Origin of the sequence: Acidicapsa acidisoli, assembly GCF_025685625.1 — a bacterium.
Lineage (GTDB): Bacteria > Acidobacteriota > Terriglobia > Terriglobales > Acidobacteriaceae > Acidicapsa > Acidicapsa acidisoli.
Genome location: NZ_JAGSYI010000001.1, coordinates 716,752 through 732,800, shown reverse-complemented (window position 1 = coordinate 732,800; position 16,049 = coordinate 716,752). Strand labels below are relative to the sequence as shown.

Here is a 16,049-nt window from a genome sequence, read left to right as displayed (position 1 = left end):
GCTTATCATCGGGACAGCAGTGAGAAAGTAATCCGGGAGTTGGTTGCGGCTCGCGCGGCGGGCGAAAAGCATTCGCAATTCTGCAAGAACAGCCTTTCATGAATACAAATCCACGCCGTCATTTCGCCCCCTCATTCAGCCGTCTGCCGCTGACACTTTCGCTGGTTTCATCGCTCGGCGTCGGAATCGTGGGCATCAGTGGTTGCGATACAAAACAGACCGCGCCGCCGCCGGCGATCACCAGCAGCAAAGTCACCGCACCCCCCGCGCAGCTGGCACAGCAGCCATCGAGCCCACCCCGCGCGCCCGAGTCGCCCGCCGAGCAGAGCCGTGTACAGCAGCTCATCGCTCAGGTAGAGCGCAGCTTCCTCAGCGGCAATGCGCATTACCGCAAAGGCCAACTTGTGCAGGCCAAGGCCGACTTCGACAGCGCGGTCGACAGGATGCTCGCCAGCGGCCTTGATATCAAGGCCGACCCGCAGTTGAACGACGAGTTCAATCGGATTCTCGACGCTGTCAATGCACTGGAGATGGAAGCGCTCAAGCAGGGCAATGGTTTCGCTCCCACCGTCGAGCCAACTCCCTCGGACGTGGCCAACGATGTGACGTTTGTGGTTGATCCCAACCTGGTCGCCAAGGCCCGGGCCGAACTCGCGACCACCAAATCCGATCTGCCGCTGGTCATCAACGACTATGTCGCCTCGTATATCAATTTTTTTGCGAACACGCAGCGCGGTCATAATACTTTGCTGCACTCGCTGCAACGCGCCGGCCGCTACAAGGCTATGATCCAACGCGTACTCAACCAGGAGGGCGTTCCGCAGGACCTGATCTATCTGGCCGTTGCCGAATCAGCCTTTCAGCCCCAGGCAGTCGATCACAGTTCCGGTGCAGGAGGCATGTGGCAGTTCATGCCTCACGGCGACTATGGACTGACGCGCAACGGTTATGTGGACGAGCGCTTCGATCCTGAGAAGTCTACGATTGCCTACGCGCGCTACATGAAGTTCCTCTATAACCAGCTCGGCGACTGGTATCTGGCGATGGCGGCATACGACTGGGGGGCGGGCAACGTGCAGCGTGCCGTACAGAAGACCGGCTACGCCGACTTTTGGGAGCTGTACAAACGCAACAATCTGCCCGGCGAAACCAAGAACTACGTTCCTGAGATTCTGGCCGCAATCATTATTTCGCGCAATCTGCACCAGTATGGATTTGACGATGTACCGCTGGATCCCCCGGTAGTCTCCGACACCGTGCCCATCGATTACTCCGTTGATTTGCGGCTTGTCGCCGATCTTGTCGATGCCGAACCGCAGGAGATATTGGGGCTCAACCCTGGATTGTTGCGATTGAATACGCCTCCTTCCGGCATACTCGCTGGTCCCTTCGATCTACATCTGCCGCCGGGTACCGCTACGCTTTACCAGCAGCGCATCGCGGAAATACCGGAGGACAGACGCACGCAGTGGCGTTATCACCGCGTGACCCCGGACGATACGCTGGCAAGCGTCGCGCGCAGTTATCACGTGACCGTGGAGCAGTTGGCCACAGTCAATCAACTGCATACCAGCGATACTCTCGACAATACGGATGCACTGGTCATTCCCGTCCCGCTGCCTTCTGCTCCGGCAACGCACGCGGAAGTATACAAAGCGCGCCGAGGCGACAGCCTGGTTACTATTGCGGACCGCTTTGGCGTCTCGCTCGACGATCTGCACCGATGGAATCACGTTACCGGCACAACCGTTGCAGCAGGCCAGCGCATCCGCGTTGCCGAGCCACTGCATCTTGCTCCGCGTTCGCGCGACGCAAGCCGCACAGCGAAAGAGAGCCACGCATCCGCCGCGAAGACCGCCAGCACTTCTTCGTCCCATAAGAAGACAGATACTGCGTCTGCGAAAAAGCCTGTGCCCAAGGCAAATTCAAAGAGCCGCGATGCAGAAGCAGCGCACACTACAGGCGATCCCAAAAAGTCGACAGCACACCATAAGAGTACAAAGAAGAAAAATATACAAAAGTAGCTAGTTACATACTTGTCATTGTTGCAAAAACCGTGCAAGCTATTGCTACAATGTGCGCCGAAGGCGAACGCGCCCAAGCTCTTGCGTGAAGCACCGCACAAACTCACAACAGCGCGGAAGCGCTGGAGGCAAATAGGCATGGCAGAAGAAATACGGATGTACGCCCGCAGTGACTTCGGCGAAGATTCAATTCCAGCCGAAGGCAATCCTCCACAGGAAATCGAACTTGAAGATGAAGAAGAAGAGAGCGTCGCAAGCGCCGATGAAGTTGTAGAAGTTCTCATCATCGCTGAGCCGGAAGCCGCGCCGACAGCGGAAACGAAACCCGCAAAGAAGGCAGCCAGAAAAACTGCGGCAAAAAAAGCCGCGGCGCCAGCGCCCGCTGCAGTTGCGGAACCCGCGGTGAAGAAGGCCGCAAAGAAAGCTACGGTGAAGAAAGCCGTCGCGAAGAAAGCGGCTAAGAAAGCTCCGGCAAAGAAGGCTCCGGCGAAGAAGGCCGCAGCGATCAAGAAATCGGCGAAGAAGGCCGTCAAAGTGTCAGCCGCGAAGAAGAGCAGTAAGGGTGCAACCCGCGGCGGCAAGGTTGCAGCAAAGAAAGCTGTAATCAGCAAGAGCACCACCAAACCAACCAAGAGAGGTAAGACTTTGGCAACAGCAAAGAAAGCAGCAAAGAAGGCAGCAAAGAAGGCTCCGGCGAAGAAGGCCGCGGCAAAGAAGGCTCCGGCGAAGAAGGCCGCAGCGAAGAAGGCTCCGGCGAAAAAGGCCGCAGCAAAGAAGGCCCCAGCCAAGAAGGCCGCAAAGAAAGCAGCGGCAAAGAAGGCTCCGGCGAAGAAGGCAGCAGTGAAGAAGGCTCCTGCCAAGAAAGCAACCATCTAACTCCGTAGTACCCAGGCAAGCAAAAGAGCCCGGCCGAGACTATTCTCGATCGCCGGGCTTTTTTGCGTCTGTACAATCCGGAGACGATTGAGGCCGGACCCAATTGGGCGCAGCGTTAACGGTAATCAGCCATCTGCATCGTCGCCTCCCGATTTCCCGAAAAAGGTACGCGGCCAGGATATTTCTGGTTATCGGCGGCAAGCTTTTTTAGGTCCTATTCGGAGAGAAATCAAATAACATGGGTCATCGGCAGGTTTCGGCTTGGGAGACAAGCGATGCCATCGGACCGAAGCATAGCATTCATCAGCTACAGTCGAGACGATTCCGAGTTCGCTCTTCGTCTGGCTTGGGATCTCAAGAGCGCGGGTGCGCGGGTGTGGCTGGATCAGTTGGACATTCAGCCAGGGCAACGATGGGCTCGTGCGGTGCAGGAAGCAATGACCGACGCGCCGCTTTTGCTGGTCATCTTGTCTCCTTCCTCCGTTAGCTCCATCAATGTCGAAGACGAGGTTGCGTTTGCACTCGAGGAGCACAAGACCGTAATTCCTATTTTCTTCCAGGATTGCAAGGTTCCTTTTCGACTGCGGCCATTTCAGCATGCTGACTTCAGATCGGACTATGGCCGGGGACTAAAATCCCTTCTCGCATCGCTTGGCGTCAAGAGCACCGCGCCCGGCAAGAGCGCGTCATCACCCGAACCGAATGCGGTTCAGGAAATTGATCTCGAGGACCATGAGGAAGAGAGCATCGCAGCCGTGCCGGAACCCGCGCCGGCTCGTGCAATGAAGGCCGCAGCCAGGAAGGCTCCTGCGAAGAAGACCACAGCCGTGAAGAAGCCGGCGAAGCGATCTGCGGTCGGCAGGAGCGCCGCCAAGACGACCAAGAGAGGGAAAGATACGGCAGCAAAGAAGTTTGCAAAGAAGACTCCGGCGAAGAAGCCAGCAGTCAAGAAGGCTGCCCCCAAGAAAGCAACCACCTAACTCCGTCGTACCCTGGCAAGCCAAAGAGTCCGGCCGAGAACATTCTCGATCGCCGGGCTTTTTTGCGTCTGTACGCGAGACTTAACGCTGGAGTCTGATGCTGGGCTCTCAGCCGTTCTGTGCGCAGGGATGGCGGCGAGGGAGAGGAATTCCCGATGATCAGTGTCCGTCGCGATAGCTGGCGGAGGGTTCAAGTTGAGTCGAGATTTCTCCCTCACGCGCTCCTTCTGTCTCACGCGCTTCCCTCATTTCGGAGATGCGTAGACGTGGAAGAGCATCCGGGTAGTTGTCGCGCACGAACGCCACCATCTCCTCGCGGACGAGACAGCGCAGGTCAAAGCTCTCACTCGAATTTTTCGAACTCACCAGACAACGGATCTCCATAGTGTGCTCTTTCAGGTCGGTTACCTGTAGCCCGCAGACGTTCCTATCCCATAGCGGAGAACTCTCTGCAATTTTCTTCAGTTGTGTTCTCAGCGCCTCGACGGGGACGTTGTAGTCGACATACAGGAAGGCAGTACCCAGTATGTCGGACGACCGCCGAGTCCAGTTCGTGAAGGAATTCTCGATGAAGTAGGTGAGCGGGACGATGAGCCTTCGCTGATCCCAGATTTTGATGACCACATATGCGGATGTAATCTCTTCGATCCGTCCCCACTCGCCCTGCACCACCACAACATCATCGATGCGAATCGGAGACGTAAGCGCGATCTGGAGGCCGGCGAGGAAGTTCGACGCGGTCGATTTTGCCGCGGTCGCCAGGATCAGCGAAGCGATTCCGGCGGAGGCAAGCAGACCGGTTCCCGCCTTCCAGATGCGCTCGTCATGGAAGGTCCAGAGGATGCCTCCAACGGTGACGATGAGAATGAAGCTCACCACCAGGCGGCGGAAGATCAACATTTGCGTATGAATCTGCCGCGCGCGGGTGTTGTTTTCAGCGGTAATGTCGAATCGGCGCAGAAGCGCGTTTTCAACGACCCCGACGGAGCCAACGGCAAACCAGCCTAACGAGAGCACCATCGCCACGGCCAGTACCTGGTGGACCGTTTCGCCTAAGTATTGTTTTAGTTCGTCCGGTGCAAACGGAAGCGCCATGAACAGGCAGGTGATGATGAAGATGGCGCGCGCCGGGCCGCCCAGATGCTTGTTCAATCCCAGGCCAAGCGTATGCGAACTGCTTTCTACCTGCTTGCGATGAATGATTCGGAAAAGAATCCAGTGCACGCTGTTGGAAAGCACCATCGCGCCGCAAAACAGAAATAGTGCGAAAAACCAACCATGCCAGATGTGCAGAATCGATCCCACGGCATTCTCCTGTCCAGGAAGGTCCGCGCTGGAGGCGTCCGAACCACCGGACGAACTATTGAAGAGGATAGGATGTCAGTCGAGGACAGGGCAGATCTGAATAGTTTTGGCCACCTGCCGCTCTCTTATCCCTTTGCAGCGGAAGAAAGAGCGGCAGGCGGCCATTGTGAACCAGGATCGAGAAGGATTGAGAGGATTTATTTTCCGCCGTCGGCAATGGACGCCAGAACATCGGCACTGTGGTTGGGGATGTCCTTCACGTCCCACGTTTTCACGATCTTTCCTGAGGGGTCGATGAGGAAGGTCTGGCGCATGGCAATCGTAACCGGACCATTCGGAGACTGAAAGGTCTTCATCGGAACGCCGTAAGCGTCCACAACCTTGTGGCTAGGATCGGCCAGCAATTTGAAGGTGAGGCTTTCCTTCGTGCAGAAGCCCTTATGGCTATCGGCGGTGTCAAGGCTTACGCCCAGCACGACGGCATTCGCGGCTTTGAACTTTTCAAGATCACGCTGAAAGTTATGGGCTTCCAGAGTGCAGCCTCCAGTGAAGTCCTTGGGGTAGAAGTAAAGCACCACCCACTTGCCCTTGTATTCAGCGAGGCTGATCGGGGTGTTGTCTTGGGATGGCAAGGTGAAGTCAGGAGCGGTGGTGCCGGCGGCGAGCGAATCTCCGCCTAGACCGGCGGCGTGGGCAGGCAGAACGGTGGCCGGCAGCAACAGCGCCGCGGCAAGCGAGAGTAGAGCGATTTTCTTCATGGCTCGGAACCTCCGGGAGTTGGTCGTGCAGGAGTTCTGATGTTCCGGCGGCGGCAGAGGTTACAGGCGCTGGAACTCGATGCAACGTCCCCTAGTATCTGCGCGGCACAGCTACAATTGCAATCCTCGCTTCGTCGGCGCGGCGCAGCAATGCGTCTCGATCGAAAAGCAGCGTTCTCTCGGCTTCGATTGCGAGGCAACTCGCGCCCGCGCGGGCCATCGTCTCCAGCGTACGCAATCCAACCACCGGCACGTCAAAGCGCATATCCTGCTTGGGCTTGGGCAGCTTCACAACGGTAAGGCGCCGCTCCAGTGTGGAGGCTTTAGCCTCCAGCGTCTGCATCAACGCACCGGCGCGCTCGATTGCGGCGTCGGTGCCTTCCATTGCCTCCACGGCGACGCAGGCCTGCGCGGCGACGACTACCGTCTGGCCGATATCGAAGCCAGCGAGTCCGGTTGCGACGCTCAGCCCGTATTCCATGTTCCGCCGTTCTTCCTCATCCGGTGCGCGGCTGGTCAGCACGCCTTCTTTCGCCAGCAATGGTTCGAGAAACGCAGTCGAGGAGATCAGCTCGATTCCCTCATCTCCTAGAACCTTCGCCACTGCGCCTAGCAGCACATCCGTATTACGCGTGCGCAGATTGAGCAAGAGCTTGGCTAGCCGCCAGTCCGGCCGGATGCTGGAGAAGATCTGCTTGTGCTTCACCTGTCCGGCCATTACGGCGCGAGTTACCCCAGCGCGCTGGAAGGTCTCGATCAGCCTCGAAAGCTCACCGAGAGAGAGCCAATGGACGATAAGTCCGGGGTCGCTCGCGGCGCGGTCGTTAATCTCAAGGTCTGTCTCTTCCTTGATCGCGGCTACAACGACCTCGCAGCCTTCGGCTCGCGCCGCATCGAGGAGTAGAAACGGGAAGCGGCCATTGCCGGCAATGAGGCCCAGTTTCGGGCCGTGTTTGACTTCGGGTGGCACGGCTACTTGATCACCCCGCGCTCACTCCGCTCGATAAACGCGATCAGGCGTGCAACGTCGTTGACGGCATCTTCCGCGCCCGCCAGTTCTTTCATCTTTTCGAGAGCTGCGCTGGTGTTCAGCTTTGCCGCCAATAGCAGGCGGTAGGCCTTTTGCAACAGTTGCAGTCGTTCAGGAGAAAAGCCGCGCCGCGACAGGCCAACCTTATTAATGCCGAAAGCCTTGTTCTCGCGCCGCGCCGAGGTCAGCGAATAGGGCAGCACGTCCTGGGTCACGATCGTCCCGCCGCCGATGTAGGCATAGGCTCCAACCGTGCAGAACTGGTGCACCGGACTGAATGCACCCACCGTCGCGTAGTCCTCGATGGTCACGTGGCCGGCGAGCGTGGCCGCGTTGGCCAGAATGCAGTGGTTTCCGACCTGGCTGTCGTGTCCAACGTGCGCGTAGGCCATGATCAGATTTTCAGACCCGATCCGGGTAATGCCGCCGCCCTTGGCGGTGCCGCGCGAAACGGTGACGCACTCGCGAATCGTGTTTTCATCGCCGATCTCAGTCTCCGTGGGCTCGCCGCGGTACTTCAGATCCTGCGGAGAGATGCCGATGGAGGTGAATGGGTAGATCGTATTGCGTGCGCCGATGCGCGTCCGTCCATCCAGAACAACATGAGAGATGAGATTGCACTCGCCACCCAATACAACTTCGGGGCCGACCGTGCAAAATGGGCCGATTGTGCAGGATTCCGGTACCACAGCACCGGCAGCGACAACCGCGCTGGGATGAATGCTCACTCTGCAGTCACCGCTTCGGCCGGTTCTGTTGTCGATGCGACGGTTGCGGGTGCTGTAGTTCCCCGGCTCTGACGCGGCACCACGGCGCAAGTCAGCGTAGCCTCACACGCCAGCTTTCCATCCACGTATGCCTTGCCCTCCATGCGGCCTCCGCGCGACCGGAACGAGAGCACATCAATTTCCAGCCGAAGCTGATCTCCCGGGGTGATAGGACGGCGGAACTTTGCGCCCTCGATACCCGAGAAGAGCACCAGCTTCTTCTCCCGATCTTCAACCTCATTCAACAGCAGAATGCAGCCAGCCTGGGCCATCGCTTCCACCACAAGTACGCCAGGCATGATCGGATAGCCGGGGAAGTGGCCATTGAAAAATGGCTCATTGATCGTGACATTCTTGATGGCGACGATGCGTTTGCTGCGTTCCAGTTCAATTACGCGGTCAATCAGTAGAAACGGATAACGGTGGGGCAGAAACTCCATAATCTGCCCGATGTCCAGCGTCTGTTTTTCCGACGTCATTTGCGGCTCCGGTGGCGGATTGCTGCGCACTCCGGCGCAAATAGGAATTATAAATGGCTGGGATAAGTGCGAAGTTTCCGGAGCGCCCAGATCATGTCAGGCAAAGAACCGGTCTTTGGCTACGCTTTGAGCATCCAGCCAATCCCCTGCCTACTTCTTCTTCACAATCTTTGCAGCAGCGGCATCCGGGGTGAACTCATCCGCCGGGAGCGACTGATTGTAGGTAGCACCGAAGAGAAAGCGCTGATTGATCATGTCCCCATTCTTGAATCGAGTGATGTTGTACGGCGTCTGGAAGCCGTCCACCGGGCGGTAATTGTCGTACTCCTCCGTGTCCTCATCCTTGTCCTTGTACTCCGGGTCGCGCCATTGGAAGGTGCGGCGTAGCGGCAGGTGGGTCTGCACGTCGAGCTGGATGGTCACGGACTCATTCTGCGCCGAGATGACCGTAACCTGATCCGCCATGTGACTCTCGGACATGTGCTGGCCTTCATATATCAGGATGGAATTCGGATCTTTCAGCCATTGCTTGACGACCGTCTCGATCGAGTGGTCGCGACGCCGCAAAAAGTCATCCACCTGCTCCTGGGGAAGGGCTTTCTTGCCGGAATAGATAACCTCCCACCCTTCGCGTCCGGTATAGATCTGCACAACGTCGCGATGCTTGGTGAACTCGGCCCGGTCGTGATCCGGCCATTGGTGAATCTCCCAATACTCCACCGTCGCCCCGGAGGGCTTGCCGTGATAGAAGCCGGCGCTGCGCCCGTGGTACTCGCGGTTCTGCATGTTGAGCCACGCATCCCCGCCCAGCGCCTTGACCATGGCGTCGAGCGCCGCACGCGCCTGCTGGGCATTCTTGGCGGAGTCATCCTGCTGCGCGGCGCAGCTCACTGGCAAGAGTGCCGTCATGCAAAAGGCCAATACAGCCGGCAGGAATCTCAACATGCGCGTTGTTCTCCTCTATCTCGCCAATTTCACTTACCTGCGAACTGATCGTTCAGCCTACCAGCACCGCCCCGCCATTCGCATTCAGGATCTCGCCGCTGATGAAGCCAGCCAGCGGTGTGCAAAGAAACAGAACCGGCCCGGCAATCTCCCGCGTGCTTCCCGGCCTGCCAAGCGGAATCCCGGCTGCGATCCTCGCGCCCACCTCGGGATGTGCGAGCGCAGCCGCGGACATCTCCGTCGCTACCCAGCCCGGGGCGACGCAATTCACCAGAATTCCCTGCGGCGCAAGTTCGCTCGACAGGCTCTTGGTGAGACTAATCAGCGCGCCTTTGGTCACGGCATAGTCGGCGTGGTTGGCCTCGCCGCGCTGTCCAGCCGTCGAACTGATCAGAACGATATGCCCACGCGGCGCGTCGGCGACCAGCCTGTCCTGCTTCAGCATCTGCGCCGTCGCCGCCTGCACCAGTCCAAATACCGAGTCGAGATTGACGCCCATCGTCCTTCGCCACTGCGCTTCGCTCATCTGCGCAATCGGCGCGTCATCCGGCGGCCAGATGCCGTGGTTTACCACCAATGCGTCGAGCCGGCCAAACGCGGCCACTGCGGCCTGCACCAGCTCACGGCCATCGGCGGGAGAAGCAAGTTCCTGCTGCAAAGCCCGGCAATAATCCGGCCCGCCGCAGGAAGCAGCGAGAGCCTCGGCCTGGGGTTGCGCCTGCGTGTAGCTGAAGGCCACGCGCGCCCCGGCAAGTGTGAACAACCGCACCGTCTCCGCGCCAATCCCGCGCGAACCACCGGTAATCAATACAACTTTTTCGTCCAGTCTCAGGGAAACACCACTCATACGGTTCACGCTATAGCAGCCGGGCAAACGGGCGCAAACCGGAGGGTGCTAGACGGGTGCTAGACAAGTGTTAGACGGCCCGCAGCAGCCGCGCGGGCAACAGAATGATTCCGGCGACCAGTTGCAGAACGCCGTCGACCGCAATGCCGACGATGCGAAATGGCAATAGGAACAGCCAGACCAGCGGATACAACACGAGAGCAGCCAGGGCCAAAGGCCAGCAGAAGACAAACAGGATGCACCACAAGAGAAATTTGACCATCATCGCACCATCATCCGACCAAATCTACTACGCGGACTAACCCGGCTCAGTTCCACGCGAGGCATTCGTCGCGGGTCTATTTCTTCTTCTCTTTTGCCGCAAGCACCTTCTTGCGTTCGCGAATGATTTTGTACCGTTCCTTGTCCGGCATGGCCAGCACGGCCTTGGTGCGTTTGGGCAGTTTCTCGTAGATGAGCGCGTGGGCTCGGCGCAGCTCGTCTTCGAAGTCGCGCTGCCGCATCACATCCCAGCGCTCGACCGTTACCCAATAAGCCTTTGCCATGTACGGCGAGGGGATGATGCCTTCCGTCTCCAATAGCTCCGGATATCGTTCCGCCCCGCAGTGAAACCAGAGCACACCAGTTCCGGCGCCGTCCAGGTGAATCAGGGCAAACATCTTGCCGCCGATTGCCTTGTCGCCGACCCAGAAGACGAGGTGATGCCCCCAGTTCACGCCCTCCGACGTGTGCGGTAGGCTCAGGCAAAACTCGCGAACGCGTTCGTTGTCCATATTTCGATTGCCGAGAAGTGTAATCCAAAACAACGGGCCTTCCCACCGGATTTCGATGACAAGGCCCAGTTTCTAATCAGTTTGGTGAGATTACGCACCCGTCGTGATGACCACGCGGAAGCGCGCCTTGCCGCTCTCCATGCGTTCAAAGGCTTCCGGAGCCTTGTCGAGCGGGTATAGCTCGATCTTCGGCTTGACCCCAGTCAGGGCGCTGAAGTTCAGCGTGTCTTCCGAGTCCATCCCTGTGCCGGAAGCCCAGCCTCGAATCTCGCGATTCCCCATGACTAGAGGAATCGCAGAAACCTCGAACGGCTTCAACGGCACGCCGAGAATGATCAGCTTGCCGTTAGGACCCAGTCCGCCAACGGAAGCCGCCAGAGAATCGGCGTCGGTCAGCGTGGAGAGGATTACTGCCGCTCCACCGAGCTTTTGCAACTCCGCGGCAACATCTTGCTTCGTGCTGTCGATGTAGTGATGTGCGCCCAGCTCCTTTGCCAGTGGGCCCTTGTCTTCGCCGCGCGCCACCGCAACCGTGTTGTATCCGCCTTTTGCAGCGTATTGCACGCCGAGATGCCCGAGTCCGCCAATTCCGAGGATAACGACGGTGTCGCCGAGCCGCGCTCCACTATGCCGCAGGCTGTTGAAGGTGGTGACTCCGGCACACATCAACGGGGCCGCATCTACATCCGCCAGATCTTCCGGAATCAGAGCCAGCGCATTCGCAGGCGCAAGGACGTAGTCCGCATAGCCGCCGTCATAACTGATGCCCGAGATCTTCTGGTTTTCGCAGAGAATGAAATCGCCGCGACGGCAGGAATTGCAGTAATTGCAATGGCCGCCGTGCCAGCCCAGGCCCACGCGCTGGCCGGCCTTGAAGATCGGCACATCGGCTCCAATCGCATCAATCACTCCAGCAACTTCATGGCCTGGAACACGCGGATAGGTGATGCCGGGGAAAACTCCGTATTTGGTTATGGCGTCACTGTGGCAGACGCCGCAGGCCTGCACGCGAATGCGCACCTGCCCCGGACCGGGTTCTGGAAACTCGCGCTGCACCAGCTCAAAGGGACCGCCAGGCGCAGTTACCTGAAAGGCACGACCGATAACACTTGGCATAGTAGGAACTCCTCCGCGTTGGATGTACGACTGATGTTACAGTTTCATGCGATTTGGTGACGAGACGTTAAATTCGCTTCCCGGTCCTCAGGTCGAGAACAAAGGGCAAGTCCTTGTCTGTCCTTAAATTCCAGCCGTCGCCGCGAAGAAGATTGTCCTCGATGCGGAGGTTGGTGATTCCTTCCCACGAAAGCCGGTCCGATTCCCACGTTTCCCCATCCCGCCCCCAGGCCAGAATGGAATGATGCCCGACGAAGAGCAGCAGTTTGTTGGCCGGGTCGGCGGAGTAAGGCAGTATCTCCAGCACCGGGCGGTAGCGCAACATCACGAACTCTTCCGGCTTTCCGCTATGAATCAGATACATATAACCGCCAGAAACGGCACAGATCCAATCCGGATCGGGGCAGGCCCAGATCCCGGTCGGAGCAGCTGGGTCACGAAATCCCAGCGCGCAGGTAGCCAAAAAGGACTGGCCAATTGCGGGTTGAACCAGCACCTCCAGAGCGCCGCGTTCAACCTCCTCGACCGCGCCGGGGTAGACGAAGTGGCGGCTGGGCAGAATCATCGGCCGATTCGGCAGAATCTCTGCCGTCCAGCTATGCGAAAAACTGCAGTCAAATGTGGGGACGGTCATGCTCTAGCTATACCGCTCCAGCTCTGCGGCATAACGGGTGCTGAGCGCTTCGATGTACTCGTCGGCACTCCACTCCTCGTTGATCTCGGGCAGATCGAGTAGGCGGCAAGCGGCTTCGACCACGCCGTAGGACACCTCTTCCTGCTGCAACATTTCGATCAAGTCGGGGAGCACGCGCAGATCCTTGCGCTTGCCGAGTCCAGCCACGGCTTCTTCGCGGGTGTCCGGGTTGCCGTCGTCAAGCCGCTCAAGCAGAGCCTCGCGAATCTCCGGCGTGTCCGCGCTCCCTTGTACGCCTAGGCCGAAGGTCGCCCAATCGCGCACGTCGGGGTCGGAGTCTTCCATCAGCTCCAGCAACACCCGAATCGCAGCCGGTTCGTCGGCAAAACAGCTCAGCGCAAAGGCGACGGCAAAGCGAATATCGGGGTCGGTGTTGGCACGGTGTTCGAGAATCAATGGAACTGCTGCCGGATTGCCGAGATGTCCGAGCGCCACCAGGCAGGAGTCGATCACCTGAGGATCAAGCTCGTCCTCCAGTACGCTGGTGATGACCGTGTAAGACTCGTTCGCAAAAACCACCTCCGGATGATCTTCCGTCTTGCCTAGCTGGGCCAGAATATCCACGCCACGCCGGCGTTTCGCGGGCTTGTTGTTGCGGCACCACTGCACAGCCTTGTCGAAGACTGCCCGTCCCTCGGACTCATCGACGGCAATGGCCTGTAGCTTGCTTACCGCCTCCCACGGACCGCCTTCGTCCTCTTCGTCGTCATAATCGCCTTCCAGGGTTTGCCGGAACAGCTCCTCGATTTCTGCCTGTGTCGCCATAATCACCTTCCTCCATGAGCATAAGCGCTGGGGCGGCAGGTTGGCGCGCGTCCCTTTCGCTGGTCCTTAGGCCGAGCAGGCCGCAATAGCCAGAAATCGGGCGACACGGCAAGAAGTTGCGATAATCTTTCAGCAAGTGAGGTCAAGCCGTGCCCCTTCGTTCCTTAGTCTCGCTGCTTCTTATTTTGGGATACACTTCAACACCTATCTTCAGCGAAGCTGCACCAGCAGCGGAGACCGCCCAGACCATATCCCAGAAGACTGCAGGAATGGACCGCAAGGATGGTCTCTTTCCTCTGGATTGGGATGCCAAAGCAGGGAAGCTGTACCTGGAGATCCCGGAAACCGGAAAGGATTTCTTGCTTCTGGACCAGTTGCCCTACGGCCTGGGCTCGAACGACGTTGGTCTCGACCGCGGCCAGCTGGGCCAGGGGCGCGTCGTCCATTTCACGCGCGCCGGCAACAAGGTGCTTCTGATCGCGCCAAATCTCCAGTACCGCTCCAGCGCCAGCGAAGCCGCCGAGCGCATCGCGGTCACTGAGTCCTTCGCCGAGTCGGTACTCTGGGGATTCAAAGTAGAGGCCGAAGACAACGGCCGGCTCCTGGTCGATGCGACGGATTTCTTCCTGCGCGATGCGCATGGCGTCGCCGAGCGGTTACAGACGACGCAGCAGGGCACATACAAGGTAGATCCAAACCGGAGCGCAATCACGCTGGACAACACCAAAAACTTCCCCAAAAACACCGAGGTAGAAGCGATCCTCACCTTTGCCCTCGATCCAACCAAGGCCCAACCCGCAGGCGAATACGTCGCATCCGTCACTCCCGATCCCCACTCGGTTACGGTGCGCGAACACACTTCGCTGATCGAACTGCCGGAGCCCGGCTACGTTACGCGCAGATTCGACCCCCGCTCCGGTTTCTATCCCTTCCGATACCGCGATTACTCGGTTCCGCTCAGCGAGCGCATGGATCAGCGGTTCATCATCCGGCATCGCTTGCAGAAGCGCGATCCGAATGCCGCCGTGAGCGAGCCCGTGAAGCCAATCGTTTATTACGTCGACCGGGGCGCGCCGGAGCCGATCCGCTCTGCTCTCGTCGAGGGCGCCAACTGGTGGAGTCAGGCATTCGAAGCTGCTGGCTTCAGGAATGCCTTTCGCGTCGAGGTTCTGCCTGAGGGCGCCGATCCGATGGATATCCGCTACAACATGATTCAATGGGTGCATCGTTCGACGCGTGGCTGGAGCTACGGCGAGGCTGTCACCGACCCGCGCACCGGCGAAATCATCAAAGGCCAGGTAACGCTGGGCAGCCTGCGCGCCCGCCAGGATTACAGGATTGCGGAAGCGTTGTTAGCGCCTTATGTCGAGGGTAAGCCCATCCCGCCCGACATGGAGCAGATGGTGCTGGCCCGCACCCGCCAACTGGCGGCGCATGAGGTAGGTCACACGCTTGGGTTGCAACACAACTTCGCCGCGTCTTCCGTAGCCCCGGGCACCTCGGTCATGGATTATCCCCACCCCTGGATCACGCTCGACGCGGAAGGCAAGCCGGCGCTGGACAAGGCCTACACGGTCGGCATCGGCGCGTGGGACAAGGCAGCTATCCGTTACGGCTACTCTCAGTTTGCGCCCGGCGCCGACGAAGCCAAGGCCCTGAACGGACTGCTCCAGCAGAACGAAAAGGACGGCCTGCGCTACATCACGGATGAAGATTCGCGCCCGCTGGGCAGTGCGCATCCCTACGCTCATCTATGGGACAACGGCCCCGACGCGCCGGCCGAACTTGAACGCATCCTGAATGTGCGCAAGGCCGCGTTGGCCCGCTTCGGTGAAGACGCGATCCGGCCCGGCGAGCCGATGTCCGAGCTGGAAGAGACGCTGGTGCCGCTTTACCTGTTGCATCGCTACCAGACCGAAGCCGCGGCAAAGCTGATCGGCGGCCTCGACTATCGCTACGCCGTGCGCGGCGATCACGCCATGATCACCGAGATGGTTGCGCCCGAGGAGCAGCGCAAGGCCTTGGCCGCCGTTCTGCAAACGCTTGATCCCGTGACACTGACTCTGTCGCCGGAGTTCCTGTCCGCTCTGCCGCCGAATCCACCCGGCTATCCCCGCACCGTCGAGGCATTCAAGGGATACACCGGCCTCACCTTCGACCCGCAAGGCGCTGTCGAGGCTGCTGCCAATCTTTCTGCCTCGCTTCTCTTCGAACCCACCCGCGCCAGCCGCCTGGTGGAGTTTCACGCCCGCGATCCTAAGTCGCCAAGCCTCGGGGAAGTGATCGATCAGACCCTGCAAACCACATGGGAAGCCCCACAGCAGAGCGGCGTCCTGCAGCAGACGCAGTTCTCGGTGGATACGGTCGTGCTCAAGCGCCTGATGCAGTTGTGTGTTTCGAAAGAGGCGTCTCCGCAGGCGCGGGCGATTGCTCTGTCCAAGGTCTTTGATCTGGAGGGCTGGCTTTCCGATCAACTGGACATGTATGTGTCGGGTGGTCTGGAGGCGCACTGGTCGGCGTCGCTGGATGATATCGAGCGGTTCTGGAAGGAGCCGGAGAAGTTTGCTATCACTCCAGTGCTGGCCACGCCGCCGGGCCAGCCGATCGGCTCGGACGACAATTTTCAGATTGAGTGAACCACTTGGCGATGGTACCTTTCTCCTGCGATCCTGATCGTTGCGCGAGGTCTC

Annotated in this window: 16 protein-coding genes; 4 read left to right on the top strand and 12 right to left on the bottom strand. The window is 59.2% G+C overall.

Annotation, left to right across the window (positions count from 1 at the left end):
* Positions 1-98 precede the first annotated feature (98 nt).
* From OHL23_RS03060 to OHL23_RS03050, 3 genes are all read left to right on the top strand, one after another.
* Complete coding sequence (locus tag OHL23_RS03060) at positions 99-2,024, top strand: transglycosylase SLT domain-containing protein (protein WP_263350300.1); 1,926 nt, start codon at positions 99-101, stop codon at positions 2,022-2,024.
* Positions 2,025-2,162: 138 nt separating this feature from the next.
* A complete protein-coding gene (locus OHL23_RS03055; protein WP_263350299.1) occupies positions 2,163-2,900 on the top strand; it encodes a hypothetical protein in 738 nt (245 codons plus the stop codon).
* Between the two features lie 275 nt (positions 2,901-3,175).
* Positions 3,176-3,880, top strand: a complete 705-nt coding sequence (locus OHL23_RS03050; protein WP_263350298.1) for a toll/interleukin-1 receptor domain-containing protein — start codon at positions 3,176-3,178, stop codon at positions 3,878-3,880.
* Between the two features lie 159 nt (positions 3,881-4,039).
* On the opposite strand, the gene OHL23_RS03045 is transcribed toward OHL23_RS03050, so the two are convergent.
* The 12 genes from OHL23_RS03045 to OHL23_RS02990 all read right to left on the bottom strand — a co-directional run bounded on the left by OHL23_RS03045 (position 4,040) and on the right by OHL23_RS02990 (position 13,359).
* Positions 4,040-5,185, bottom strand: coding sequence for a mechanosensitive ion channel family protein (locus tag OHL23_RS03045; RefSeq protein WP_263350297.1), 1,146 nt, complete (start codon positions 5,183-5,185; stop codon positions 4,040-4,042).
* A 197-nt stretch (positions 5,186-5,382) separates the two neighbouring features.
* Positions 5,383-5,943 (bottom strand): peroxiredoxin, encoded by a 561-nt coding sequence (locus OHL23_RS03040; protein WP_263350296.1) that lies wholly within the window; start codon positions 5,941-5,943, stop codon positions 5,383-5,385.
* 91 nt (positions 5,944-6,034) lie between these two features.
* A complete protein-coding gene (locus tag OHL23_RS03035; RefSeq protein ID WP_263350295.1) occupies positions 6,035-6,913 on the bottom strand; it encodes an LpxI family protein in 879 nt (292 codons plus the stop codon).
* A gap of 2 nt (positions 6,914-6,915) precedes the next feature.
* Entirely contained in the window at positions 6,916-7,701 is a 786-nt protein-coding gene (gene lpxA / locus OHL23_RS03030; RefSeq protein ID WP_263350294.1) for an acyl-ACP--UDP-N-acetylglucosamine O-acyltransferase, read from the bottom strand.
* Positions 7,698-8,219, bottom strand: a complete 522-nt coding sequence (fabZ, locus tag OHL23_RS03025) for a 3-hydroxyacyl-ACP dehydratase FabZ (RefSeq protein WP_263350293.1) — start codon at positions 8,217-8,219, stop codon at positions 7,698-7,700. Before fabZ ends, lpxA begins: the two co-directional genes overlap by 4 nt.
* 150 nt (positions 8,220-8,369) lie before the next feature.
* Positions 8,370-9,164 (bottom strand): hypothetical protein, encoded by a 795-nt coding sequence (locus tag OHL23_RS03020; protein WP_263350292.1) that lies wholly within the window; start codon positions 9,162-9,164, stop codon positions 8,370-8,372.
* Between the two features lie 52 nt (positions 9,165-9,216).
* Positions 9,217-10,011 (bottom strand): SDR family NAD(P)-dependent oxidoreductase, encoded by a 795-nt coding sequence (locus OHL23_RS03015; RefSeq protein WP_263350291.1) that lies wholly within the window; start codon positions 10,009-10,011, stop codon positions 9,217-9,219.
* Between the two features lie 70 nt (positions 10,012-10,081).
* Positions 10,082-10,276, bottom strand: a complete 195-nt coding sequence (locus OHL23_RS03010) for a hypothetical protein (protein WP_396127258.1) — start codon at positions 10,274-10,276, stop codon at positions 10,082-10,084.
* A 73-nt stretch (positions 10,277-10,349) separates the two neighbouring features.
* Positions 10,350-10,784, bottom strand: coding sequence for an MmcQ/YjbR family DNA-binding protein (locus tag OHL23_RS03005; RefSeq protein ID WP_263350290.1), 435 nt, complete (start codon positions 10,782-10,784; stop codon positions 10,350-10,352).
* Between the two features lie 90 nt (positions 10,785-10,874).
* The gene (locus OHL23_RS03000; protein ID WP_263350289.1) at positions 10,875-11,900 is read right to left on the bottom strand and encodes an alcohol dehydrogenase; all 1,026 of its coding nucleotides are present in this window, start codon (positions 11,898-11,900) and stop codon (positions 10,875-10,877) included.
* Positions 11,901-11,967: 67 nt separating this feature from the next.
* Entirely contained in the window at positions 11,968-12,534 is a 567-nt protein-coding gene (locus OHL23_RS02995) for a hypothetical protein (protein WP_263350288.1), read from the bottom strand.
* Between the two features lie 3 nt (positions 12,535-12,537).
* Positions 12,538-13,359: a HEAT repeat domain-containing protein gene (locus tag OHL23_RS02990; protein ID WP_263350287.1), complete on the bottom strand. Its 822-nt coding sequence runs from the start codon at positions 13,357-13,359 to the stop codon at positions 12,538-12,540.
* Between the two features lie 269 nt (positions 13,360-13,628).
* On the opposite strand from OHL23_RS02990, the gene OHL23_RS02985 reads away from it, so the two are divergent.
* Positions 13,629-15,995: a zinc-dependent metalloprotease gene (locus tag OHL23_RS02985; RefSeq protein ID WP_263350286.1), complete on the top strand. Its 2,367-nt coding sequence runs from the start codon at positions 13,629-13,631 to the stop codon at positions 15,993-15,995.
* Positions 15,996-16,049: the final 54 nt, after the last annotated feature.